Annotated in this window: 18 protein-coding genes and 1 pseudogene; 10 read left to right on the plus strand and 9 right to left on the minus strand. The window is 69.9% G+C overall.

The window, feature by feature from the left end; genetic code table 11:
* Positions 1–99: 99 nt before the first annotated feature.
* On the minus strand, positions 100–1,074 hold the full coding sequence (locus ABZ396_RS12155) for a zinc-binding alcohol dehydrogenase family protein (protein ID WP_358916022.1): 975 nt from the start codon (positions 1,072–1,074) through the stop codon (positions 100–102).
* Between the two features lie 288 nt (positions 1,075–1,362).
* On the opposite strand from ABZ396_RS12155, the gene ABZ396_RS12160 reads away from it, so the two are divergent.
* A complete protein-coding gene (locus tag ABZ396_RS12160) occupies positions 1,363–1,872 on the plus strand; it encodes a DNA starvation/stationary phase protection protein (protein WP_358916024.1) in 510 nt (169 codons plus the stop codon).
* A 47-nt stretch (positions 1,873–1,919) separates the two neighbouring features.
* On the opposite strand, the gene ABZ396_RS12165 is transcribed toward ABZ396_RS12160, so the two are convergent.
* The gene (locus tag ABZ396_RS12165) at positions 1,920–2,537 is read right to left on the minus strand and encodes a transposase domain-containing protein (protein WP_358916026.1); all 618 of its coding nucleotides are present in this window, start codon (positions 2,535–2,537) and stop codon (positions 1,920–1,922) included.
* Here ABZ396_RS12165 and ABZ396_RS12170 point away from each other — a divergent pair.
* Positions 2,529–2,930, plus strand: a pseudogene (locus ABZ396_RS12170) (transposase); the annotation flags it as partial. The gene ABZ396_RS12165 and the pseudogene ABZ396_RS12170 overlap by 9 nt on opposite strands.
* 89 nt (positions 2,931–3,019) lie before the next feature.
* On the opposite strand, the gene ABZ396_RS12175 reads toward ABZ396_RS12170, so the two are convergent.
* Positions 3,020–3,556 (minus strand): TetR family transcriptional regulator, encoded by a 537-nt coding sequence (locus ABZ396_RS12175; protein ID WP_358916028.1) that lies wholly within the window; start codon positions 3,554–3,556, stop codon positions 3,020–3,022.
* A gap of 67 nt (positions 3,557–3,623) precedes the next feature.
* Between ABZ396_RS12175 and ABZ396_RS12180 the strand changes: the two genes are divergently transcribed.
* The 3 genes from ABZ396_RS12180 (at position 3,624) to ABZ396_RS12190 (ending at position 6,273) form a co-directional block, all read left to right on the plus strand.
* Complete coding sequence (locus ABZ396_RS12180) at positions 3,624–4,682, plus strand: aldo/keto reductase (protein WP_358916030.1); 1,059 nt, start codon at positions 3,624–3,626, stop codon at positions 4,680–4,682.
* A 413-nt stretch (positions 4,683–5,095) separates the two neighbouring features.
* Positions 5,096–5,452: a hypothetical protein gene (locus ABZ396_RS12185; protein WP_358916032.1), complete on the plus strand. Its 357-nt coding sequence runs from the start codon at positions 5,096–5,098 to the stop codon at positions 5,450–5,452.
* 428 nt (positions 5,453–5,880) lie between these two features.
* A complete protein-coding gene (locus ABZ396_RS12190; protein WP_358916034.1) occupies positions 5,881–6,273 on the plus strand; it encodes a hypothetical protein in 393 nt (130 codons plus the stop codon).
* A gap of 266 nt (positions 6,274–6,539) precedes the next feature.
* On the opposite strand, the gene ABZ396_RS12195 is transcribed toward ABZ396_RS12190, so the two are convergent.
* The 3 genes from ABZ396_RS12195 to ABZ396_RS12205 all read right to left on the minus strand — a co-directional run bounded on the left by ABZ396_RS12195 (position 6,540) and on the right by ABZ396_RS12205 (position 11,885).
* Positions 6,540–6,956 carry a GtrA family protein gene (locus ABZ396_RS12195; RefSeq protein ID WP_358916035.1) on the minus strand — a complete coding sequence of 139 codons (417 nt, stop codon included), beginning with the start codon at positions 6,954–6,956 and terminating at the stop codon, positions 6,540–6,542.
* Between the two features lie 531 nt (positions 6,957–7,487).
* Complete coding sequence (gene ppdK / locus ABZ396_RS12200; protein WP_358916037.1) at positions 7,488–10,208, minus strand: pyruvate, phosphate dikinase; 2,721 nt, start codon at positions 10,206–10,208, stop codon at positions 7,488–7,490.
* Between the two features lie 453 nt (positions 10,209–10,661).
* On the minus strand, positions 10,662–11,885 hold the full coding sequence (locus ABZ396_RS12205) for an ROK family protein (RefSeq protein WP_358916039.1): 1,224 nt from the start codon (positions 11,883–11,885) through the stop codon (positions 10,662–10,664).
* A gap of 120 nt (positions 11,886–12,005) precedes the next feature.
* Here ABZ396_RS12205 and ABZ396_RS12210 point away from each other — a divergent pair, with 120 nt between their 5' ends.
* The 3 genes from ABZ396_RS12210 to ABZ396_RS12220 all read left to right on the plus strand — a co-directional run bounded on the left by ABZ396_RS12210 (position 12,006) and on the right by ABZ396_RS12220 (position 17,822).
* Positions 12,006–13,424, plus strand: a complete 1,419-nt coding sequence (locus ABZ396_RS12210; RefSeq protein ID WP_358916041.1) for a hypothetical protein — start codon at positions 12,006–12,008, stop codon at positions 13,422–13,424.
* A 64-nt stretch (positions 13,425–13,488) separates the two neighbouring features.
* Positions 13,489–15,426, plus strand: a complete 1,938-nt coding sequence (locus tag ABZ396_RS12215) for a glycogen debranching N-terminal domain-containing protein (RefSeq protein WP_358916043.1) — start codon at positions 13,489–13,491, stop codon at positions 15,424–15,426.
* 680 nt (positions 15,427–16,106) lie between these two features.
* Positions 16,107–17,822: a sulfatase-like hydrolase/transferase gene (locus tag ABZ396_RS12220; RefSeq protein ID WP_358916207.1), complete on the plus strand. Its 1,716-nt coding sequence runs from the start codon at positions 16,107–16,109 to the stop codon at positions 17,820–17,822.
* Here the strand turns inward: ABZ396_RS12220 and dusB are convergent.
* Positions 17,819–18,961 carry a tRNA dihydrouridine synthase DusB gene (gene dusB, locus ABZ396_RS12225; protein ID WP_358916045.1) on the minus strand — a complete coding sequence of 381 codons (1,143 nt, stop codon included), beginning with the start codon at positions 18,959–18,961 and terminating at the stop codon, positions 17,819–17,821. The two genes, ABZ396_RS12220 and dusB, sit on opposite strands and share 4 nt — an antisense overlap.
* 143 nt (positions 18,962–19,104) lie before the next feature.
* Between dusB and ABZ396_RS12230 the strand changes: the two genes are divergently transcribed.
* Entirely contained in the window at positions 19,105–20,559 is a 1,455-nt protein-coding gene (locus ABZ396_RS12230; protein WP_358916047.1) for an MFS transporter, read from the plus strand.
* Between the two features lie 75 nt (positions 20,560–20,634).
* Here the strand turns inward: ABZ396_RS12230 and ABZ396_RS12235 are convergent, their stop codons facing one another.
* Complete coding sequence (locus ABZ396_RS12235) at positions 20,635–20,979, minus strand: hypothetical protein (protein WP_358916049.1); 345 nt, start codon at positions 20,977–20,979, stop codon at positions 20,635–20,637.
* An 86-nt stretch (positions 20,980–21,065) separates the two neighbouring features.
* Positions 21,066–21,962, minus strand: coding sequence for a helix-turn-helix transcriptional regulator (locus ABZ396_RS12240; RefSeq protein WP_358916051.1), 897 nt, complete (start codon positions 21,960–21,962; stop codon positions 21,066–21,068).
* A 101-nt stretch (positions 21,963–22,063) separates the two neighbouring features.
* On the opposite strand from ABZ396_RS12240, the gene ABZ396_RS12245 reads away from it, so the two are divergent.
* Entirely contained in the window at positions 22,064–23,491 is a 1,428-nt protein-coding gene (locus tag ABZ396_RS12245; RefSeq protein ID WP_358916052.1) for an MFS transporter, read from the plus strand.
* The last annotated feature ends 230 nt before the right edge of the window (positions 23,492–23,721 follow it).

The raw sequence follows: 23,721 nt of genomic DNA on the forward strand, positions 1-23,721 counted from the left end.
CCCGGCGGCCGGGGCGAGGTGAGCTGCCGCGTCATGCGGTTCGGAGGTTCGAGCCACGATGGTGGACCCTTTGGATGGGCGGGCGTGCGAAGAGCCGGTTCAGGGGCAGATGACCACCCGGCCTCGTACCCCGTTCTGCACAGCGAGGTACGCGTCCTTTCCGCGGTCCAGGCTGTAGCGGTCGGCGATGGGCAGGGGGCGGAAGTCGCCGGAGTCGAAGAACGGCGCGAGCCGCTGCAGCCGTGCGCCCGACTCGACGACGTCGTAGTCCAGGGTGTTGCATCCGTAGATCCGCGTCTCATTGCGGTACAGATCGATGAGGTCGATCTCGACGCTTCGCACGCTGACGGCGCTGACCACCACGAGCCGACCCCGGCGAGCCAGCGAGGCCAGCGCTGCAGGGGTCGTTACGCCACCGACCGCGTCGTACACGACGTCCGCGCCCCTGCCACCGGTGAGCCGTTTGATCTCGGAGCCGATGTCCTGTGGGCTGCCGTCGAACGCGATGAACGCACTGATGGCCGACGCGGCAGGAGTCCCCTCGGCGGGGGGGACCCGGCTTACGCCGATCACCCGGGCACCGAGGGCATGTGCGACCTGGGCGACGGCGCCGCCCACCCCGCCGGAGACGCCGAACACGGCGATGGTCTCGCCCTTGGTCAGCTGAGCGGCCTCCACAGCGCCGAGCCAGCCGGTGAGGAAGTTGACTCCCACGGCCGCGGCTTCCTCGAAGCTGAGCCGCTCCGGCTTGCGGGCCAGAGCCGCCGCGGGAAGGGTGAGCAGTTCCGCGTTCGACCCGTCGCGCGTAAACCCGACATCTCCTCCGGTGCCCCAGACTTCGGCACCGGTCCAGTGACGCGGCCCCTTGATGACGACGCCGGCGAAGTCGCGCCCCGGGATGCGCGGAAGGGTCGTCTGTTCCATCTGACCAGCGATGTTCTTGAGGTCCGATGGGTTCACCGAGGCGGCCTTGACGGCAATGACCGCCTCGCCGGCCCCTGCTACCGGGTCGGGTACGTCGACGACGCGCAGGACGTCGGGGTCGCCGAAGCGGTCGAAGCGCAGAGCACGCATGGGGACACCTCTCTGAGCGATGCACGTCGCTTCATGCAGCGAGTTCCCGCCCCCCATCACCGATCATCCTCCGTAGCCGCAGCTCCCGCAGGGCGGGACCGGACAGCCCCGGGTGCTACAGCGGGGTGAACCGGAGGGTGTGCCGATCGAGTGAACGCAGGGGCGCCGTCGGCCGGGCTGCGCCGGTGCATCGCATGCAGCGGGAAGCATCTTGGTAGGCCCGACGAGGCCGACCGACCATCTCCTTGCGTCGGAATCCCCTCTGCGCACTCCCGAAAGAGAACCGCCATGACTGCCTCCCCTGCTGCCCCAGGGTCCTCCCGGCGTTCGGACGAGGACGTCGCTGGGTTCACGGCTTCGCCCCAGCTTGTCCAAGCCCTGCAGAAGATCGTGGTGGACCTGATCGAACTGCACCTGCAGGGGAAGCAAGCCCACTGGAACGTCGTCGGCCACAACTTCCGTGATCTGCATCTGCAACTGGACCAGATCGTCGATGACGCCCGGGAGGCGACCGACACCATCGCCGAACGCTTGCGGGCTCTGCAAGCCGTTCCCGACGGGCGCTCCGACACCGTCACGGCGACCACCACACTCCCCCCGTTCCCGGAGGGCGAGCAGAACGTGAGCGCCGTGGTCGATCTCATCACCGCGCGCCTGCGTGCCGCCGTCGACACCCTGCGCACCGTCCACGACCAGGTCGACAGCGAGGACCCCTCGACGGCCGACCTTCTGCACGCAATCATCGACTCCCTGGAAAAGCACGCGTGGATGGTCAGCGCGGAGAACCGGAACGTCTGAAGCCCGTCCCCTGGCGTACGGCAGGTGCTGCCGGGCGCAGACCGTCCTCAACGTTCTCTGCACCCGGTGACCTCCGCGTCCACGATGGCGTGCGTCCCGCACTCGACCAGACCCACGACCCGGGCCTGCGGGAACCCGGCACGCTTGTGCGGCCGCTTCCCCGGCTTGGGCTTGCCCCCGTGCCGCCCGAACACCTCGTCATTGGCCGGAGTGTCGGCGATGTCCACGCAGGTGCCGTCCACTGCCATCAGACGCAGTCCGCGCCAGAACGCCCACGCGTCCGACGAGTCGGCCAGCGGCACCACGGTCCGCGCGAACAGTTCACGCAGGGGCTCCCATCCCAGCCGGCGTCGGGCCAGGGAGATCGAGGGCTTGGCCGGCTCCCGCCAAGTGCCCAGCAGGCCGACCTGGCGCAGCCCGAACGTCGTCTTGCGCATGACCTCCAGATACGGATCCGGGGGGAACAACGCCAGCCCGAGCACCAGAGGTACAGCACCAGCCGGGCAGGCAGCACCCTCGACCGCCGTTGGCGCCGTCCGCACGCTATCGACCGCCTGGTCCACCGAACCCGCCGGATAGACCCGGGCCAGCAGCCCCACACTCACCACATCGTGAGCCCCCAGCACTCCACACCACCCCGCTCGACGACCCGTCACATAGAACACACCTTCCGGCTGTTCAAACAGACCCTGGGCTGGACCGTGCCGAAGGTCCGCGACCCCGCGACCCCGCGACCGCCGACCTGTGGACCTGGCTGATCATCGCCGCCCACACCCAACTCCGCCTCGCCCGCCCCCTCGCCGAGGACCTCCGCCGGCCCTGGGAACGGCCCAGCGAGCCCCGCCGGCTCACCCCTGCCCGGGTCCGCCGTGGGTTCCGCCACCCTCCGCATGAAGATCGCCCGTCCCGCCGCCGTGCCCAGACCCTCCAAGCCCGGCCCCGGACGCCCACCCGGCTCGAAGAACCGCAGGCCAGCCCCACGCCACGAGCCTGGGAAGACCGTCAAACGAGCCGAGACCCTCACCGAACACATCCGCCTGAAACAGCAGCAAGGATAAAGATCAAGCTGAGGCAATCGCCGCGTACTTTCACTGGGAAGGCGTGGGTCCCTGAGGCCCTGACTCGTGATCGCGGCTGGGATGCTCGGTTACGACTCGGTGATCGCGACGAGAGCCGCCGTGAAGGGTGCGGGGTCGACGTCGCCCCGTACGGCGAGTTGCTGGCTGTAGCCCTGGCAAAGGGCCACGAAGGCCTCGGCGATCCGGGCCGCGTGTGCGGGCTCGTGGCCGGGCAGCAGTGCCACGACCGCCGTGCGCAGTTCCTCGAGTTGGCGCTGGACAAGAGCGGCGAGACTCGGCGAGACGGCGGCCTCGGCGTAGATCTGCGCGACCAGCCGGGCGTGGCCCTCCTCGCCCGACAGGGTGCGAAGGTGCTCGAGGAAGTCCTGGATGGACTCGGCGCTCAGGTCCGCGGGGAACGCCTGGCTCGACTGTTCGCAGATCGCGGCGACGATCTCGTCCTTGCCCTTGAAGTACCGGTAGATCGCCCCGGTGGAGAGCCCGGAAGCCGCGACTAGGTCGGGCATGGATGTCCGTGCGAAGCCGTGGGCGGCGAAGCGGGCACGGGCGGCGTCGATGATCTGCTGGCGGCGGGCGTCGAGATGGGCCTGGCTGACCTTCGGCATAAGAGAATGACCATTCGTTTTATGTGTTAGCGTCGTTGACCCTACCGCAGAATCCGAGGAGGATCCCATGCGCTACCAGACCTTCGGACGACACAGCGGCCTACGGGTGTCGGAATACGTGCTGGGCACGGCCAACTTCGGCTCGGCCCCGGCCGCGGCGGGCCGGGAGGGGGCCAGGGCGATCTTCGAGTCGTTCGTGGCGGCCGGCGGCACCACCTTCGACGTCTCGAACATCTACCAGAACGGTGAGGCCGAGACCGTCCTGGGCGAACTGCTGGGCCGCGAGCGCGACGACTACGTTGTGATCACCAAGTACAGCGGGAGCAGGGCCGCCCAGGTCCGCCCCGGCACCACGGGCAACAGTCGCAAGACCATGATCCGGTCCCTGGAGGAGAGCCTGCGGCGACTGGGGACCGACTATGTCGATGTCTTCATGCCGCACATTCCCGACGGCGTGACGCCACTGCCGGAGATCCTGGCCGCCTTCGAGGACCTGATCCGGGCGGGTAAGATCCGCTACGGCGGACTGTCCAACTTCCCGGCCTGGCGGGTGGCCGGCGCCGCCGTCAGATCCGAGCTGAGCGGACGCATGCCATTGGCCGGCATCCAGACCGAATACAGCCTGGCCGAACGCTCCGCAGAGCGGGAACTCCTCCCCATGGCTCAAGCGCACGGTCTGGGCGTCGTCCTCTACTCCCCGCTGGCCGGCGGCCTGTTGACCGGGAAGTACCGTCAGGGCGAGCAGGGGCGACTCAGTGCGCGGGCCGCGGTCGACGGCACGGCCGGCGAGGACGGTGCGCAGCGCACCGCCGTGCTCGACGCCGTCCTCGCCGTGGCCGAAGAGATGGGCACCGGCCCGGTCCAGGTCGCACTGGCCTGGCTGCGGCAGCGGGCGGCGCGCGCCCAAACCTCGCTGATTCCCATCGTGGGACCCCGCACCCTGGCCCACCTGGCGGGCTACCTCGACGCCCTGAACATCGAACTCGACCCGCACCACTACCAGATGCTGGACGAGATCAGCACGATCCGGCTCGGCGCCCCGCACGAGGCCGTGACCGCCACGCTGGCCCACGGCACCGACGGCGACCGGAGCCTCCTCGACGCCCCGCTCATCCCAGTGGTCTGAAGCACCGGCCCGGCTGCCACGGCGCTTACTACGTGGCAGGGGAGCTCGGCCGGGCCATCCCTCTGTTCCAAGCGACCCTCGCGCAGCGAGAGCAGGTCTTGGGTGAAAACCACCCCGACCCACCCCGACACCCTGAACAGCCGCAACAACCTCTGCACCGCACGCAGAGTCGCCCAAGCCGTACAGCAGGGAAGTACAGCAACCACAGCGACCGGCCTCGTGACGTCCCATGGGGCCGGCACGGAAGCAATAGGCTGCTGGATCACACCGAGACTGGTGTGAGTATGCAGGAGTAGGCCGCAGCGCGCTTCGGCAAAAAGCGCGTGAAGATCATGAGGAGACGCTTGCTCGTGGACGTGAGGATCGCTGAGATCCGGGACCGGTCCCGTTCCTGTACTCGTACCTTGTGTTGAATGTCCGCAGACAAGAAACGCAGACCGCCCGCACCGGTCATCGCAGCGGTTGTGCTCTGGGCCTTGCCAGCCGTCGCCATGCTTCTCGTGGGCGTGGTCGGAGCCATCGCCAAGGGCAACCCGGTCGTACTGTCGTTCGCTCTTCTGGGGTTCCTGCCCGGCATGACCGCCCTAGGCCTTTGGCAAGGCAACCGTGGCGCCAGGGTCGTGGCAATCGTGTTCGGACTGGCCTATGGCGTGGGCGTGATTGCGATGATCCTTTTACTCTCGGTACCCCGGTCGTCCCGCGATTGGTTCACCCCAGACTTCCTGAAAGAACCCTCCGAAGACTACCTAGAAGAGTCGTCTGAGGGGTGATGGCGGAGCGGGCCAAGTGCTGTACAGCAGAGAAGTACAGCAACCAACCCTGACTCCGGATACCCACCAGCACCCTTCGAACGACCTGTACGACCGTCAATGCCTGATCTATACAGAGCTACGGATCAGAAGGCTGCTGGAAGAGCGGGGGCAGTCGAAATCATTCAGGCTTGTCAGCCTGCCGCAGGATCCGGGGACAGGTACGTGGCCATACGCACTGCCGTGGCGGTGGTGCTGACCGCCGCCGAGCGCCACCGGCTGAAGAAGATGGCTTCGAGAGCCGACCACTAAGCCGTTCGCCCAGTTCAGCGCCCTAATCGACCGCAAATGATCGCAGCTTCCCAAGCTGAGGTTCCAACGAGGCTGCCGACGGAGCCAGGTCACAGAAGTGCCGCAGCACAGCTCTGCAAGAGCCGTACAGTGCCTGCATGTTCGAGACGATCCGTTGGCGCTGCTACGCGCGCGTAGCCGACCGCCGCAGTGCCGAACGAGTGGTCGGCCGCATCGAGAAGCTGTTGCCGCACACCATCGAGATCGAGAGTTACGAGCGGTACTGGAAGTTCCCGGAGCTCGCCGAACTGCGGCTCGTCTCTCCCCTCGGTTGCTCAGCCCCGGAGGACGCGCTCCTGACCACCCTTCAGTGGGCATGGAGAGTCGCGGCGCCGTGGAGCCTCAGCGGCCCGGAAGCGGGCACGTGTCTTCAGTTCGACGGCATCGCGTCCGCCAACGTCGGAGCCGGTTTCAGTGTCGCCGGTATCGAGTGGATGGAATTCACCATCACTGATCGCCACGAGGATCCGCCGGCGGACAGCTGTGGCTGACCATCGACTGACGTGCCGCAGTCGGCCAGGCACGGCGCCCGTCTCAGTAGTCCGGAGGCCGAGCCCCACCTGTTGGCCTGTAAATCGAAGGCGGATCGGGCTTCTCCACCTTGGACGCGATCTATTTAGGAATCAGTTTCCGTCTCGTTCAGCGCCGTTCACGGTCGTTCAGGCGGGACTCTGGCCGTCCCCGGATGGGAGGCCAGCCGCAGGTGAACGCCCCCGAACCCGTTGAGTCAGGCCCAGCCGCGGCCGCCCGTCGGCCGTCAGTAGTGTGGGACATCCCGGAACACGACCCAGCGCATCGCGCTGTACATGTAGACCGCTTCGCTCATGCCCGCAGTGACCCTGGCGACGTGGTACTCGACACCCAGGGCGGCAAGGCCGGCGCCGATCCCGAGGATGCACACCAGGTAGTTGACCCCGATGGCCACCAGGTACAGGGCGGTTTGCCGGCCGATCGCGGCGTGTGAGCGGAAGTTGAGTTCACGGTTCAGGACGAAACTCAGCCCGAACGCCATGAGGTAGGCCAACGTGATGCTCAGCGGCAGTGACCAGCGCAATCCGCTGTGGAACACCGTCAGAAGCCCGAGGTCGATGCCGAAGGTGAAGCCGTTGATGAGCACGAAGCCGAGAAGGCTCGGCCCGACGATCCGAGCGAGGCCGAACGGCAGTCGGTGCACGAGCGCCGAGATCAGGCCCTCGAACCGCTCACTACACGCGGGCACTGATCATCGAGGGTGCGAGGGCGTCATTGTTGGTGACCATGGGGGCGAGGCTCTCAGCACCAGGTGACCGACAGACGACGAAGCGGTGATCATCGGGCGTCGGAGGGGGCTGCAGAGCGATGGTCACTCCAGAGGAAACGTACCCCCCCGAACGCAACCCCAGACCCAAGCAGCACAGCTGGAAAGCGTGCTGGGGGCAACAGGGCGGGGCCTGTGTGATGCCAGCGTGTGACGAGACTCAGCCGCACTCACAGGGCACAACGAGGGCACAACGGCGTCACGCGAGTTCAACGGCAGCCAACGCCAGCAAAAGCCATTTTGCCTGGTCAGCGACGTAGCTTGACAGTCCCCGCAGATGATGCACCGAGGGGCGGCACCCCCGCACAGGGTGCCGCCCCTCTCTTGCGTGCCGGGGCCGCCGTCCATCGGTCTTGAGGGTCGGGGACGGACGGCGGACCCGGGGTTCACAGGAGGCCGGCGAAGGCCTCAGCGGTGGTCGCTGCCCGCCGACTGCGTCGCCGCCCGGCCTGCCTCGAGGCGGGCCACCGGGATGCGGAACGGGGAGCAGGAGACGTAGTCCAGGCCCACCTCGTGGAAGAAGTGGACGGACTCCGGGTCGCCGCCGTGCTCGCCGCAGACGCCCAGCTTCAGGTCCGGGCGGGTCGCGCGGCCTGCCTGGGCCGCCGCTGCCACCAGGGAGCCGACGCCGTCCCTGTCGATCGTCTCGAAGGGGGAGACGCCGAAGATGCCCTTCTCCAGGTACGCCGTGAAGAAGGACGCTTCCACGTCGTCCCGGCTGAAGCCCCAGACCGTCTGCGTGAGGTCGTTCGTGCCGAAGGAGAAGAACTCGGCCGCTTCCGCGATCTGTCCCGCCGTCAGGGCGGCGCGCGGGAGTTCGATCATCGTGCCGATCGACAGCTTGAGCTTGGTACCCGTCGCCGCCTCGACCTCCTCGATGACCTGGTCGGCCTCCTCGCGGACGATCTCCAGCTCCTGGACCGTGCCCACCAGCGGGATCATGATCTCCGCGCGCGGGTCGCCCTTCGCGTTCTTGCGTTCGGCCGCGGCCTCGGCGATCGCCCGGACCTGCATGGTGAACAGGCCGGGGATCACCAGGCCCAGGCGTACGCCTCGCAGGCCCAGCATCGGGTTCTGCTCGTGCAGGCGGTGGACGGCCTGCAGGAGGCGGAGTTCGTTCTCGTGGGGCTCCTGGCGGGATTCGGCGAGGGCCACCCGGACCGAGAGTTCCGTGATGTCCGGGAGGAACTCGTGCAGCGGCGGGTCGAGAAGGCGGACCGTGACAGGGAGGCCGTCCATGGCGGAGAGGAGTTCGACGAAGTCCTGCTTCTGGAGGGGGAGCAGGGCGCCGAGGGCCTCCTCGCGCTCGTCCTCCGTGTCCGCCAGGATCAGCCGTTCCACCAGCTCACGGCGGTCGCCGAGGAACATGTGCTCCGTGCGGCAGAGGCCGATGCCCTGGGCGCCGAAGCGGCGGGCGCGCAGGGCGTCTTCCGCGTTGTCGGCGTTGGCGCGGACGCGCAGACGGCGCTTGCGGTCCGCGAACGCCATGATGCGGTGGACCGCCTCGACGAGCTCGCCGGCGTCCTGGGCACCCGCGTGCATCCGGCCTTCGAAGTACTCGACGACCGGGGACGGGACCACCGGGACCTCGCCCAGGTAGACCTTGCCCGAGGAGCCGTCGATGGAGATGACGTCGCCCTCCTCCACCACATGGCCGCCGGGGACCGTCATCCGCCGGCGTTTGGTGTCGACCTCCAGCTCCTCCGCGCCGCACACGCACGTCTTGCCCATGCCCCGGGCGACCACGGCCGCGTGGGAGGTCTTGCCGCCCCGGGAGGTCAGGATGCCCTCCGCCGCGATCATGCCGTCGAGGTCGTCGGGGTTCGTCTCGCGGCGGACCAGGATGACCTTCTCGCCGGAGCGGGACCACTTGACCGCCGTGTACGAGTCGAAGACCGCCTTGCCGACGGCCGCACCCGGCGACGCCGCGATGCCCCGGCCGACCTGCTGGGCCTTGGCCTGCTCGTCGAAGCGGGGGAACATCAGCTGGGCGAGCTGGGCGCCCGTCACTCGCTGGAGGGCTTCCGTCTCGTCGATCAGGCCCTGGTCGACCAGCTGCGTCGCGATGCGGAAGGCGGCGCCCGCCGTGCGCTTGCCGACGCGGGTCTGGAGCATCCACAGCTGGCCGCGCTCGATCGTGAACTCGATGTCGCAGAGGTCCTTGTAGTGGTTCTCCAGCGTCTCCATGATCTGCATCAGCTGGTCGTACGACTTCTTGTCGATGTTCTCCAGCTCGGCCAGGGGGACCGTGTTGCGGATGCCCGCGACCACGTCCTCGCCCTGGGCGTTCTGGAGGTAGTCGCCGTAGACGCCCTGGTGGCCGGAGGCGGGGTCGCGGGTGAAGGCGACGCCCGTGCCGGAGTCGGGGCCGAGGTTGCCGAAGACCATCGAGCAGACGTTGACCGCGGTGCCGAGGTCGCCGGGGATGCGCTCCTGGCGGCGGTAGAGCTTCGCGCGGTCGGTGTTCCAGGAGTCGAAGACCGCGCGGATCGCGAGGTCCATCTGCTCGCGCGGGTCCTGCGGGAAGTCCCGGCCGGCCTCCGCCTTGACGATCTTCTTGTACTTGGTGACCAGCTTCTTGAGGTCGGCCGCCTCCAGCTCCGTGTCGACGGTGACCTGCTTGGCGTCCTTCGCCGCGTCGAGGGCCTCCTCGAAGAGGTCGCCGTCGACGCCGAGGACCGTCTTGCCGAACATCTGGATGAGGCGGCGGTAGGAGTCCCAGGCGAAGCGGTCGTCGCCGGCCTGCTTGGCCAGGCCCTGGACGGACTTGTCGGAGAGACCGATGTTCAGGACCGTGTCCATCATGCCCGGCATGGAGAACTTCGCGCCGGAGCGGACCGAGACCAGGAGGGGGTTGTCGGCCTGGCCGAGCTTCTTGCCCATCCGCTGCTCCAGCGCGTCGAGGTGCGCACTCACCTCGTCACGCAGTGCCGCCGGCTCCTCGCCGCTGTCGAGGTAGACCTTGCAGGCTTCCGTCGTGATCGTGAAGCCGGGGGGAACGGGGAGCCCGAGGTTGGTCATCTCGGCGAGGTTCGCGCCCTTGCCACCCAGGAGGTCCTTGAGGTCCTTGTTTCCCTCGGTGAAGTCGTAAACGAACTTCGCTACGTGGGGTTCTTTGTTTTCCGACACGGGTCTCGACTCCCTGAAGGACGCGTTGGCTGCCCTGACGGCCAGGAACATACCCAGATCGAAGGCGCCTGGGTACGTCTACTTGTGTGTCATGCGCCCGTAACCGATCGTCCGCCACCGGATCGAAAGTCAAAGCTTGGCAAGCGGAGACCGGACGATGTTTTCACTTCTTGAATGCAAGATCGCTCAATGCCGCACTATTTCGCTCAGGTGAGCGGAGTGACTGCACATCTGATTTCGATCGATGAACGATCAAGGGGTGGCACCCAGTGCCACCCCTTGGAGAAGTGCAGTCGCTCATGATCCGCTCATCTGAGCGCAACCCTTATCAAGGGTGGCGAGAATCACGCTGCCACAGACGCCGGGATTTCACCATGCGGACATGGGATGGACGCGGAAAGGGGACGGAAACAACCGCGTCATCCCAGTCGGCCGCCGCGGCAGCGGGCAGCCTCACATCCCCAGCGCCAGCAACCGCTCCTCCACCCGTTCCGGCGCGTACAGGTGCTCCACGACCAGCGCCCCGGCGCCGATCAGCCCCGCCCGCTCCCCCAGCCGCGAGGTCACGACGTCCAGGTGGGCGGTGGAGCGGGGCAGCGCCCGTTGGTACAGCAGTTCCCGCACGCCGGTGAGGAACGAGGTGCCCGCCAGATCCCCCGCGATCATCAGCACACCCGGGTTCAACAGGGTCACGACCGTCGCCAGTACGTCCCCGACCCGGCGGCCGGCCTCCCTGGCCAGCGCCGCCGCCTCCGGATGACCCGAGGCGAGCAGGTCGCGCACATCCGAGCCGGAGGCCGCCGGAACCCCGGCCTCGGCCAGCCGCCGGGCCACGGCGCCGCCGCTCGCGACGGCGGCGAGACAGCCGTACGAACCGCAGCGGCACTGCGCCTCCGCGCCCACCCGGATATGACCGATGTCCCCGGCACCGCCGTTGACGCCCCGGTAGATCGAGCCGCCGACCACGACCCCGGCGCCGATACCCGTCGAGACCTTCAGCAGCACGAACGCCGAGCAGTCCGGGTATCCCGTGCGCTGTTCGCCGTACGCCATCAGGTTCGCGTCGTTGTCCACCAGGACCGGGACCCCCGGCGGCGCGCCCGTGTGCTCCGAGAACGCCCTGGCCATACGGCCCCTGATGTCGTAGCCGTCCCAGCCCGGCATGATCGGCGGCTGGACGACCCGGCCGGTCTCGGTGTCGACGGGCCCCGGTACCGCGAGGCCGATCCCGCACACCTCCGTCGCCCGGTGGCCGGCCTTCTCCAGCAACTCGGCGAACCAGCGGCCGAGCCCGGTGAGAACGGCGTCCGGACCGTCCTGGATTACCAGCCTGCCGGAGTGCTCCGCGAGGATCTCGCCAGTGAGGGACAGTACGGCGGCCCGGGCGTGGCGGGTCTCCAGGTCGGCGGCGAGGACCACCGCATGGGAGTCGTCGAACTCGAGGGTGATGGAGGGGCGGCCGCCCAGGGGGGAGCCGACCGGGCCGCCGGCGCCCTCGCGCAGCCAGCCCGCGCGGAACAGGCGGTCCAGGCGCAGGCCGACGGTCGCACGGGAGAGTCCGGTGGCCTGCTGGAGGGCGCCGCGGGTCACGGCCCGCCCGCTGCGCACCAGTTCGAGCAGTTCGCCGGCGCTCGCCTGCCCGCCGCCCTTGCCGGTTCTGCCAGGACGTCCGGTCATGCGCACCCCCTTGTGTTTCCCAAGCTTGCATTACATATTGAGTTTTGCGTGTTAAATAGACGTAACCCTGCGGTAGCAACCGCCAAACCCGGCCGGCCGGACGTCTTCGGGGAGCCCCGAGTGGATCGCACTGCCCAGCTCACAGCCCATGCGCTCGGTCGCGGGATCGCATACGATCCGCCGTCCACCCACGCCCCCGGCCCAGGGTCCCTGCACGTCAGGGCCGCACGTGTGCTCGCCGACAACTGGACCGGCAGTTCGACGGTGCCCTCCCTGAGCCTGTATCCGCACCAGTGGTCATGGGACTCGACGTTCATCGCCATCGGGCTCAGGCATCTGTCGCCGCTGCGCGCGCAGACGGAGCTGGAGACGCTGCTGGCCGCGCAGTGGGCCGACGGGCGGATCCCGCACATCGTGTTCAACCCCTCCGTCCCCCTCGACGCGTACTTCCCGAGCCCCGACTTCTGGCGCTCCTCGACCGCGGGGCGCGCCGCGGGCGCCCCGCGCACCGTACAGACCTCCGGGATCGTGCAGCCACCGGTGCACGCGCTGGCGGCCTGGCTGGTGCACCTCGCCGACCCCGGCCTGTCCCGGGCGCGCGGCTTCCTGGCCACCGTCCACCCGCGGCTCGCCGCCTGGCACCGCTATCTGCTGCACCGGCGGGACCTCGGCGGCGGCGGTCTCGCGTCCGTCGTGCACCCCTGGGAACAGGGTATGGACAACAGCCCCTGCTGGGACGCCCCGCTCGCCCGTGTCGCACCCGCTCCGGAGCGCTCCTTCCGCCGAGCCGACCTGGACCACGGGGCCGCCGAGGACCGGCCGACGGATCTGGACTACGGGCGGTACGTGCGGCTGGCGGCGGACTACCGGGACGCCGAATACGCCGACCGGAAGCGGGAGTTCGCCGTCGAGGACCCCGCGTTCAACGCGCTGCTCATCGCCTCCGAGCACGCCCTGGCGCGGATCGCACAGGAGCTGGGTGCCACGGGTACGGCGCGGCACGCGCGCGCGGAGCGGCTGACGGCGGCGCTGGTGGACCGGTTGTGGGATCCGAAGCGGGAGATCTTCCTGTGCCGGGACCTGCGGGGCGGTGGCGGGCTGATTCCCGAGCGCGGGGTCTCGGGTCTCATCCCGCTGCTCCTGCCCGAGCTGCCGCGGGAGATCGCTGCCGCGCTCGTCCGGACGCTGAGCGGCCCGCACTTCGGCACCGGCACCCATCTGGTCCCCAGTTACGACCTGCTCGGCGAGGCCTTCGACCCGCACCGGTACTGGCGCGGGCCGGCCTGGGCCAACACCGGCTGGCTGCTGGAGCGGGGGCTGCGCGAGCAGGGCGAGCGGGAGCGGGCGGACGCGCTAGGCGAGGCGGTCGTACGGACGGCCGACGCGACCGGGTTCGCCGAGTACGTCGACCCGTACACGGGTGAGGCGTGCGGCGCGACCGGTTTCAGCTGGACGGCGGCGCTCGCGCTCGATCTGCACCACCGGCGGCACGCACCGCACGACGAACGCCGGAAACGTCAAGATGCGGACAAGAGCTGACAAAACGGGGTGTCTTCCACGGACACCGCACGTTCGACCTGTGGGACAAAGGAGGGGACCGGGGATGACGGACCGGCATCATCTGCTCGTGCACGGCGCGACGTTCGCCGCCGTGGACGACCGCGGAGACATCAGCGGCGTCCGGGGCGGCGGTTCCCCGGACGGGTTGTTCGTACGGGACGCGCGGCACCTCAGCCGCTGGCAGCTGACGGTCGACGGGGCGCTTCCCGAGGTGCTCACCCCGGTCTCCGACGGGGACGGCACCCGGTGTGTCCTGGTCCCGCGCGGCGGCCGCCAGGAGCCGCCCGCGCACACTATCTTCCGTGAACAGGCCGTCGGCGAGGGCTCGTTCGCCGAGTCCCTGCGGGTCACCAGCAACCGTCCGGTGCCGACCACCATCCGCCTGGCGATCACCGCCGACGCCGACTTCACCGACCAGTTCGAACTCCGCGCCGACCACCGCACCTACACCAAGTCCGGCGCCGTACGCTCCCGCCAGGTCCTCGACGACGGGCTGGAGTTGAGCTACCGCCGGGGCGAGTGGCGGTCCTGTACGACGATCACCGCCGAGCCGGCACCGGACGGCGTCGAGGAGACCGGGACCGGCGCACGGCGGATGGTGTGGACGCTGGAACTCGCCCCGCACGGCACGACCGAGCTGGTCGTACGGGTGATCGGGCGCCCGCACGGCGACCGGCGGGCGCTGCGCGTACCCCGCGACCCGGCCGCGCTGAACGAGCAGCTCCTCGCCCTGGAAGGTGAGTTCGTGGAGGGCGTGGCCTTCCCGACCGGCTGGCCCGAGCTGGCGGCGGCCTGCGCCCGCGGTCTCTCCGACCTCGCCGCGCTCCAGGTGCCGGCCACCGGCCCCGACGGCGAGGAGCTCAAGGTCCCCGCCGCCGGCGCCCCCTGGTTCCTCACCCTCCTCGGCCGCGACGCCCTCATCACCTCCCTCTTCGCCCTCCCCTACCGCCCCCGGCTGGCCGCCGCCACCCTCCCGGCCCTCGCCGCCACCCAGGCCACCGAGGGCGGCGCGCACTCCGTGGCCCAGCCCGGGAAGATCGTCCACGAGGTACGGCACGGTGAACTGGCGCACTTCGGGCAGGTGCCGTACGGCCGCTACTACGGCTCCGTCGACGCCACCCCGCTCTTCCTGATCCTGCTGGGCGCGTATGTGGAGCAGACCGGGAACACGGACATGGCCCGGCGCCTTGAGCGCAATGCCCGTGCGGCCATCGGGTGGATGCTCGACCACGGCGGGCTGACCTCACGCGGCTATCTCGTCTACCGCTCGGACAAGGGCGGGCTGGCCAACCAGAACTGGAAGGACTCCCCCGGCGCGATCTGCTCCGCCGACGGCAGCCGGCCGGTGGGGACCGTGATGGCGGCTGGGGCGCAGGGATACGCGTACGACGCGCTGCGCCGGACGGCGTGGGTGGCGCGCACGGTGTGGAGCGATGAGACGTACGCGGCGCTCCTTGAACAGGCCGCCGCCGATCTTCGGGACCGGTTCCAACGGGACTTCTGGATTCACGAGTTCTCCTTCCCCGCGCTGGCTCTGGACGGCGAGGGCCGGCAGGTCGACGCGCTGGCCTCGGACGCCGGGCATCTGCTGTGGTCCGGGCTGCTCGACAAGGAGTACGGGGAGGAGGTCGGGCGGCGGTTGCTGGAGCCTGACTTCTTCTCGGGGTGGGGGGTACGGACGCTGGCCGCGGGGCAGGCGGCGTACCACCCGTTGTCGTATCACCGGGGTTCGGTGTGGCCGCACGACAACGCGCTGATCGCGTTGGGGCTGGCGCGGTACGGACTGCACGACGAGGCCCGGGCTGTGGCGCACGGGCTGGTGGACGCGGCGACGGCCGGTGGGCATCGGCTGCCGGAGGTGCTGGCCGGGTACGGGAGGGACACGCATCCGGAGCCGGTGCCCTATCCGCATGCGTGTGTGCGGGAGTCCCGGTCGGCGGCGGCTCCTCTGGCCCTGCTCACTGCGGTGGGTGGGGCGTAGGGGGTGGGTTCGCTGCGAGGGGCGCTGTGTTTGCCCCTTGTTTGCCGAAAGCCCTGAACAGGGGGCTTGTGTGAGCCGTACGGGAAGATGGCGGGCCCGGGCCTCCCCGGCGTTGGCCCACCGATTCCGTTTCACGGATCTCACACGGAAGGACCTCCGGGTTGCCTCAGCACACGAGCACACGCCAGTCATCCAGTTCGGCCGGGGAGACCGAGGCAGAGGTCGCGGAGGTCGAGGCGGAGAGCGGGGCCCCGTCCGGGAAGACGGCCGGGCCTGACGCCGTATCCGAAGAAACGGTCGTCCCGGAGACCGTGGCCGAGCACCCGTCCGTCCCCGAACAGAGGTCCACGGACGAGGAGAAGGTCACAGAGGAAGAGGCAGCGACCCCCGAAATACCGGCGGCATCCATAGGGGCGGCGGCAGCCGAAGAGACAGCCGCGCCCGAGGGCAGGCCGGAAGAGGCGGCCGTAGCCGAAGGGACCGCCACACTCGAGGCCACGCCCGAAGCGGCGGCGACAGCCGACGAGACCACGGTCCCCGAAGAATCAGCCACGCCCGAACGAGCGGCCATAACCGAAGAAATCGCCGTCCCCGAAGCCGCGCCCGGACAAGAGGCCATAACCGAAGAGAGCGCCGCTTCTGAAGAGACCGCCACCTCTGAGGCCGCCCGCCCCGAGGTCGTGACCGAGGCCGTCCCCGAACCGAGCACCCCCGCTCGTCGCCCGCTTATCCGGCAGCGCTGGCGCAAGGAGCACCCCTCCGCCGCTCGTGCCCTCTCCCTCGGCCTCACGGTCCTCTCCGCGCTCCTCGTCTACGCCTGTCTGCTGATGCCGAACACGCTCAGCGGGCTGAAGCCGGTCACGTTTCTGCGGATTCCGGCCGAGGGGATCATGGCCGCGGTCGTGCTGCTGAGTCTGCCGCGCCGGGTCCGGCCGGTGGTGGCGTCGCTGGCCGGGGCGGTCATCGGCGCGCTGGCCATCGTGGACTTCCTCAACATGGGGTTCGTCGACTACCTGGGCCGGCCCTTCAACATCGTCCTGGACTGGTCGCTGCTGCCCGACGCCCGCGGCTACCTGGCGGACACCCTCGGCGGCACCGTCGAGCTGGCACTGACCGTCGGGGCCGTGCTGCTGGTCTTCCTGCTGATCGCCGTCGTCGCGCTGGCGGCCGTACGGGTCTCCGACCAGCTCGCCCGGCGCCGGGGCCGGGCCACCCGGGCCACCCTGATCGTCGGCACGGTGTGGATCACCTGCAACGCGCTCGGACTGTCGGTCGCCGGGTCGCCGATCGCCGCGCAGAAGGCCACCGCCGTGATGAAGGCGCAGGTGCGGACCGTCCAGATGACACTGAAGGACGAGGCGGAGTTCCGGAAGGTCGCCAAGGTGGACGCCTTCGGGAACACCCCGGCCGGCCAGCTGGTGCCGGATCTGCGCGGCAAGGACATGATCTTCACGTTCATCGAGAGCTACGGCCGCAGCGCCATCGAGGACCCGATCATGGCGCCCGGGGTCGACCAGACGCTGAACGTCCAGACCGCGGCGCTCGCCAAGGCCGGCTACCACGCGAAGAGCGGATGGCTGACGTCGGCGACCTACGGCGGCAGCAGCTGGCTCGGGCACTCCACCACCATGTCGGGGCTGTGGGTGAGCAACCAGCAGCGCTACCAGACCGTGGTGGCCAGCGATCACCTCAGCCTGACCAAGGCGTTCCAGAAGACCGGTGAGTTCGACACGGTCGGTGTGATGCCGGGCATCCAGAAGGGCTGGCCGGAGCAGAGCTTCTACGGCCTCGACAAGGTCTACAACGCCTTCCAGCTCGGCTACCGGGGGCCGAAGTTCAGCTGGTCGACGATGCCCGACCAGTACACGTTGCAGCAGTTCCAGGACCGGGTGCACAGCAAGAAGCCGGCCGACGGCAAGTCACGGATGTCGTTCCTGATCCTGACCTCCAGCCATCAGCCGTGGGCGCCGCTCCCGACGATGGTGCCGTGGGACCAGCTGGGCGACGGTTCGGTCTTCGACGCCATCCAGAAGGCCGGCGACAAGGCGTCCGACGTCATCGCCGACACCACCAAGTCCCGCCAGGAGTACGGCAAGTCGATCCAGTACTCGGTGACCGCGCTCACCCAGTGGCTGCAGCGCTACGGCAACGACGACACGGTTCTCGTCTTCCTCGGCGACCACCAGCCGATCGCCCGGGTCAGCGGCAGCAACGCCAGCCGTGACGTCCCGATCTCGATCGTCGCCAAGGACCCGAAGGTGCTGGACGCGATCGACTCCTGGAACTGGACCGACGGTCTGCGCCCGGCGCACGACGCCCCGGTGTGGAAGATGAGCTCCTTCCGTGACAAGTTCCTCACGGCGTACGGCTCCACCCCGCACCCCAGGAGCAACTAGCCGCCAGAAGTGTCCAGTTCGGCGTCCTCACTGATGCCCGCGCAGTCGTACGGGTCCTTCAGCCAGCCGTCCGGCAGCACCACCCGGTTGTTGCCGGACGTACGGCCGCGGGGCCCGTCGGCGCCCGTGGGCCAGGGCTGGTCGAGGTCCAGCTCATCCAGGCCCGCGCGGAGTTCGGCGAGCGAGGAGGTGATGGCGAGGCGCTTGCGCATCTCGCTGCCGACCGCGAAGCCCTTGAGGTACCAGGCGACGTGCTTGCGGAAGTCGACGACTCCCTTGGACTCGTCGCCGAGCCACTCGCCGAGCAGTCCGGCGTGCCGCACCATCACGTCGGCGACCTGGCGCAGGGACGGGCGCGCGATGTCCTCGTGACGCCCCTCGAACGCGGCGACCAGGTCCGCGAACAGCCACGGCCGGCCCAGGCAGCCGCGCCCGACCACGACTCCGTCGCAGCCGGTCTCCCGCACCATCCGCAGCGCATCCTCGGCCGACCAGATGTCGCCGTTGCCTAGGACCGGGATCTCCGGGACGTGCTCCTTGAGCCGGGCGATGGCCTCCCAGTCGGCGGTGCCGCCGTAGTGCTGGGCGGCCGTGCGGCCGTGCAGCGCGATCGCCGTGACGCCCTCCTCGACCGCGATGCGGCCGGCGTCGAGGTAGGTGATGTGGTCGTCGTCGATGCCCTTGCGCATCTTCATGGTGACCGGCAGGTCGCCGGCGCCGCTCACCGCCTCGCGCAGGATCGCGCGGAGCAGGTTGCGCTTGTACGGGAGGGCCGAGCCACCGCCCTTGCGGGTCACCTTCGGGACCGGGCAGCCGAAGTTCAGGTCGATGTGGTCGGCCAGGTCCTCCTCCGCGATCATGCGGACGGCCTTGCCCACGGTGGCCGGGTCGACGCCGTACAGCTGGATCGAGCGCGGCTTCTCGGCGGCGTCGAAGCGGATCAGCTGCATGGTCTTCTCGTTGCGCTCGACCAGCGCCCGGGTCGTGATCATCTCGCTGACGAACAGGCCCTTGCCGCCGCTGAACTCCCGGCACAGGGTGCGGAAGGGCGCGTTGGTGATCCCGGCCATGGGGGCCAGGACGACCGGCGGCCGGGCGGTGTGCGGGCCGATCTGGAGAGGGGTCGTGGGCTCGGGCATTCCCCCATTGTCCCGTATGGCGCGCGCTGCTCGGCAGGCCTGTGGACAACCGCCGCTCCCGCACCTCCGTCATCATCCTCCGTGATGATCGTGTAACACTCATTAGTTAGACGCACTATTGAAATGGGCGTACGATGGGGCGCATGCCCGAGCTGAGCCCCCGCCGACGCATGCTCGTTCTCGCGATCTGCTGTATGAGCCTGCTGATCGTGAGTCTCGACACGACCGCGCTCAATGTCGGCCTGCCGTCCATGGAACGCGAACTGCACGCCTCGACGGCGGGTCTGCAGTGGACCATCGACGCCTACACGCTGGTCCTGGCCTCGCTGCTGATGCTCGCGGGGTCGACGGGCGACCGCGTCGGCCGCAAGAAGGTCTTCATGACCGGCCTGGTCGTCTTCACGCTGGGCTCGCTGCTCTGTTCGCTGGCGCCGAACCTCGAGTCGCTGATCGCGTTCCGCATGGTCCAGGCAGTGGGTGGCTCGATGCTCAACCCGGTGGCCATGTCGATCATCACCAACACCTTCACCGATCCGCGCGAGCGGGCCCGGGCGATCGGGGTGTGGGGCGCGGTGGTCGGCATATCCATGGCCGCCGGCCCGCTGGTCGGCGGCCTGCTGGTGGAGACGGTCGACTGGCGCGCGATCTTCTGGGTCAACCTCCCCGTGGGCCTCGCCGCGCTCCTGCTGACGCTGCGGTTCGTGCCGGAGTCCCGGGCGCCGAAGGCCCGCCGGCCCGACCCGGTCGGCCAGGTGCTGGTCATCGCGCTGTTCGGCGCGCTGACGTACTCGATCATCGAGGCGCCGACGGCGAGCGCGGCCACGGTCGTCCCCTTCGCGGTGGTGGCCCTCGCCGCCCTGACCGGCCTGCTCTGGTACGAGCCGAGGCGCGCCGAACCCCTCATCGACCTGCGTTTCTTCCGCTCGGCGCCGTTCAGCGGGGCCACGGTGATCGCGATCGGCGCGTTCGCGTCACTGGGCGGCTTCCTCTTCCTCTCCACGCTGTACCTGCAGAACGTGCGCGGGCTGGACGCCCTGCACGCGGGCCTGTGGATGCTGCCGATGGCGGTCCCGATGTTCCTGTGCGCCCCGCTCGCCGGCCGCCTGGTCGGCAGCCGCGGCCCGCGTCTGCCGCTGGTGATCGCCGGCGTCGCGATGACCGCGAGCGCGGTGCTGTTCGCGGCCTTCCAGGCGGAGACCTCGAACACCACCTTCTTCATCGGCTATTTCCTGTTCGGCACCGGCTTCGGCTTCGTGAACGCGCCGATCACCAACACGGCGGTCTCCGGCATGCCCAGGTCCCAGGCAGGCGTCGCGGCCGCGGTCGCCTCCACCAGCAGGCAGCTGGGCCAGACCCTGGGCGTGGCGGTCATCGGCGCGGTCCTCGCGTCGGGTATCAGCTCGTCGTCCTACCGCCAGACCTTCGTGACGGCCGCACGCCCCGGCTGGTGGATCCTCGCGGGCTGCGGCCTCGCGGTCCTCATCATCGGCGCCCTGACGAACGGCCGCTGGGCCCGGGCGACGGCCCAGCGCGCGGCGGAGCGCCTGGAGGCGGCGGAGATACGCCAGGTGGTGGGGGCGGCCGGGGAGCGGGTGTAGCCCGGCCCTGCTCATCGACGGCCACCGTCGGCGGAAGCAGCCACTGGCAGAAGCGGCCACCGGCAGAAGCGGCCGTCAGCAGGAGCGGATCATGCGCTGGTGGCGAGTGCGGATCGCCTGCGCGAGGCTGCCCAGAGCCAGGGACTGGAGCAAGGCCGATATGACGATCATGGTGATGAAGGACCAGTCCGGCAGCTCCGTCGTATCCCCTACCGTCCTGCCCAGCGCCGCGACCAGCGGGAACGCGGGGAAGGTGACCAGGGGCGGCCAGATCCAGGCGTAGTCGGGGTCCGGGTCCTCGGCGACGAGGGAGTCGGCCGTGGCCTTGGCGACGACGACGGCGACCAGGACGAGGTAGGCCGCCGAGACACGGTTGGCGACCGTCAGACGGACAAGGGTGCGCACAGGGCTGGTTCTCATCGGTCGTCCCCCCGGGGCCGGTCGTCGGTTCCTCTTCCTCCCTGCATGATCGGCCGGTGGCGGCGCGCTGTCCTGAGTACCCGTACTCAGCCCTGCCCGGCGGAGGCGGCCATCGCGTACAGCTTCTCCAGCCGTTCCCGGGACTCCTCGTCCGCCGGCGCGTAGGTCACCATGCGCGGCCCGGTCTCGGGGGTCAGCCACAGGTCCGTGTGGTCCAGGGAGAGGAAACCGACGTACGGGTTGAGGAACTGCTTGGCCTTGGTGCGGCGGCCCACCACCTCGTAGCGATCCCAGTTCGCGCGGAACTCCGGGGATTCCGCCGCCAGCCGCTTGACCAGCATCTTCCAGGCGGGCTCGCCTAGGTGGCCGGCCATCGAGGCGCGGAGTTTCGCGGCCATCAGACGGCGGGTCTCCTCCAGGTGCACGATGGAGCGGCGCCACTCGGGGTGCGTGTAGACGAGGATCATGCAGTTGCGGTCCTCGGGCGGGACCGCGTCGAGGTTGCCCATCAGGCGGGCGTAGGTGCGGTTGTAGGCGAGGATGTCGTAGCGGCTGTTCTGGATGCTGGCCGGAAGCGGCTCCAGGGCGCGGAGCATCTCGCGCAGCGCCGGGGTGACGCCCGTGCAGCTCGCGGCCGGGGTGGGGTCGACGGCGCCGGCCAGCTGGAAGAGGTGGGCGCGCTCGCCGCCGTCGAGGAGGAGGGTGCGGGCCAGGGCGTCCAGGACCTGCACGGAGACCTGGATGTCCCGGGCCTGTTCGAGCCAGGTGTACCAGGTGACGCCGACCGCGGAGAGGTGTGCGACCTCCTCGCGGCGCAGGCCGGGCGTGCGGCGGCGGGTACCGTGCGGCAGGCCCACCTGCTCCGGGGCGATCCGCTCACGGCGGCTGCGCAGGAACGCGGCCAGTTCGCTGCGCCGGATGCGGGCACTGCGGGCCACCGGGGCCGCCGTCCCACGAACCGTCTCACGAGCCGAGGTCGTCATGACTCCAGCCTGCCGCTCCACCGATCCTGTTGCCAGGTACTTCTTCTACCAGCATAAGAAGACTCTGGTACCCGGCTGAGCGCCGGAGCAGGCTCATGACCATGACCGAAACCGTCACCACTCCGGCAGTACGGTCCCCGTCCGCGGCACCCGCGCTCGGCGGCGCCGGACTGTTCACCGTCCTGCTGGCCGCGGCTCTGCCCCTGATCGACTTCTTCATCGTCAACGTCGCGCTGCCCACCATCGGGACCGATCTGCACGCGGGCGAGGCGGTCCTGGAACTCGTCGTCGCCGGGTACGGCGTGGCCTACGCGGTGCTGCTGGTGCTCGGCGGCCGGCTCGGCGACATGTTCGGGCGCCGCCGGCTCTTCCTCGGCGGCATGGCCGCCTTCGGGCTGACCTCGCTGGCCTGCGGACTCGCCCCCGGCGCCTGGTCGTTGGTGGCCGCCCGGGTCGCCCAGGGCGCCTCGGCCGCCGCGATGCTCCCACAGGTCCTCGCCACCATCCAGGCCGCCACCAGCGGCGGGCGCCGCGCCAAGGCCATGAGCCTGTACGGCGCCACCGCCGGTCTCTCGATGGTGGCCGGGCAGATACTCGGCGGGGTGCTGGTCGCCGCCGACATCGCGGGCACCGGCTGGCGCTCGGTGTTCCTCGTCAATGTGCCGGTCGTGGTCGTGGGGCTGGTGCTCGGTGCGCGGTTGGTGCCGGAGACGCGGTCGCAGCGGCCCGAGCCGGTCGACGGACCCGGCACCGTGCTGATCGCCCTCTCCCTGCTCACCCTCCTCGCCCCGCTCACCGAGGGCCAGGCGGCGGGCTGGCCGCTGTGGACCTGGATGTCGCTGTCCGCGTTCCCGGGCGTGGCCGCCGCCTTCTACGCCGTGGAGCGCCGCGCCGACCGGGCCGGCCGTACCCCGCTGGTCCCGCCGAGCCTGTTCGAACTCGCCTCGCTGCGCCGGGGGCTGGTGCTGATCGTGCCGTTCTCCATCGGCTTCAGCGGGTTCATGTTCGTGATCGCCGTGGCCCTGCAGAGCGGGGAACACATGGGCCCGGTCCCGGCGGGGCTGGCGCTCGCGCCGATGGCCGTCGCCTTCCTGTTCGCGTCGCTGGCCGGGCCGCGGCTGATCGCGCGGTACGGCAGCCGGGTGGTGTCCGCCGGCTCGGTGATCCAGGGGATCGGGATCGCCCTCATCGTCCTCGCCGCCTGGCGGGACTGGCCGCATCTGGACTTCGCCGGGCTGCTCCCCGGGGTCGCGATCGCCGGTGCCGGTCAGGCGCTCCAGCTCCCCAACGTGCTGAGGCTGGTGATGTCGGAGGTGCCGCCCGCGAGGGCCGGCGTCGGCAGTGGCGTCATGGTCACCACCCAGCAGTCCGCCCTGGCCCTGGGCGTGGCCACCCTGGGCACCCTGTTCCTCTCCCTGGTCCCGCACCTGGGCACGCGGGACGCCCTGGTCACCGCCCTGCTGGTGCAACTGGGCCTGGTGGTACTGACCGGCCTGCTCAGCCTGCGGCTCCCGCGCAAGGTGAACTGACCGGCCCTCGGCCCGCCCCGCAGAGCCGGAGTGTCCGCCGTAGCGGACCAGTGCCGCGGCAGGCAACGTTCGCCCGTCGAGGAGCGGCGTCCGGTGCGTGCTCTGGGAGTCCCCCGGCCGGAGGCTGGGGGAGTGCCGGCCGGAGGCTGGGGGAGTGCCGGCCGGAGGCTGGGGGAGTGCCGGCCGGAGGCTGGGGGAGTGCCGGCCGGAGGCTGGGGGAGTGCCGGCCG

The organism is Streptomyces sp. NPDC005866 (assembly GCF_040629895.1).
Taxonomy (GTDB): Bacteria; Actinomycetota; Actinomycetes; order Streptomycetales; family Streptomycetaceae; genus Streptomyces.